Raw genomic sequence first — 1215 nt, forward strand, 5'->3', positions numbered from 1 at the left:
ATTAAGGCCATTTTTTATTAACGAAAGAACACTATGAATCAATATCTCGCGGTAACTTCAAACGGCATGGAAAACCTGCTTGTTGAAGAACTGACTAAACTAGGCATTGAAAACGCGAAACCAGTACAGGCGGGCGTAAAATTTAAAGCCACGAATGAGCAAATCTATCGTTGTTGTTTGTGGAGCCGCTTGGCATCACGATTTGTACGTGTTTTATCTGAATTCACTTGTAACGACGACATGGATCTATACCTATCTACTTCGTCAATTAACTGGGTGAATCAATTCCACAGTTCTAAGCGTTTCGTTGTGGACTTTAACGGTACCAACCGCGAGATCCGCAACAGTCAGTACGGCGCGATGAAAGTAAAAGATGGCATCGTTGATTGCTTTGAGAAGAAAGGCTTACCTCGACCAAACATCAGCAAAGAACGTCCGGATATTCGCGTTCATGTTCGCCTTCACAAAGATAAAGCTATCTTAGGTGTTGATATGGTAGGCAGTGGCCTTCATCAACGTGGCTACCGTCCGGAATCTGGCCGTGCACCACTTCGTGAAACATTAGCAGCGGCGATCATTATGCGTTGTGGTTGGGACGGTCATCAGCCACTTCTCGATCCAATGTGTGGTTCTGGTACGTTACTGATTGAAGCGGCTATGATGGCTGCAAATATGGCTCCTGGTGTAAAACGAAAGCAATGGTGCTTTGAATCACTTGAAGACTTTGAGCCAGATACATGGGCTGAAATCAAATCAGAAGCAAACGTTCAGGCTAGACGCGGCGTCAAGAAAGTTGACGCTAAGTTTTTTGGCTTCGATAACGACCCGAAAGTTCTGAAAGTTGCACAAGAGAACGCTCGCAGAGCAGGGGTTGAGGAACTGATTGAGTTTGCTCAAGGCGATGCGGCAACTATTACGCGACCTGCAGGTTTTGAAAATGGTGTGATTGTATCTAACCCACCTTACGGCGAACGTTTGGGTACAGAGCCAGGTCTGATTGCGCTTTACACCGCGTTTGGTGGCCAATTGAAAGCAGAATTTGGTGGCTGCAAAGCGTCTATCTTCTCTAGTTCAGATGAGTTGCTGAGCTGTCTTCGCATGCGCGCAGATAAGCAATTCAAATTAAACAATGGTGCGTTACCGTGTCACCAAAAAAACTACAGCATCGCAGAACGTAGTGCCGATGAAGTAAAAGGTGCAGATACCAATACTCAA

At 45.5% G+C, this 1215-nt stretch carries 1 protein-coding gene; it reads left to right on the plus strand.

What is annotated here, in order from left to right; genetic code table 11:
• Positions 1 to 33 precede the first annotated feature (33 nt).
• Positions 34 to 1215, plus strand: a 1182-nt coding sequence (rlmKL, locus tag R8O70_RS25675; protein ID WP_318184521.1) for a bifunctional 23S rRNA (guanine(2069)-N(7))-methyltransferase RlmK/23S rRNA (guanine(2445)-N(2))-methyltransferase RlmL, incomplete at its 3' end; no start/stop codon positions are given.

It is taken from the genome of Vibrio sp. 779(2023) (genome assembly GCF_033344285.1).
Lineage (GTDB): Bacteria > Pseudomonadota > Gammaproteobacteria > Enterobacterales > Vibrionaceae > Vibrio > Vibrio alginolyticus.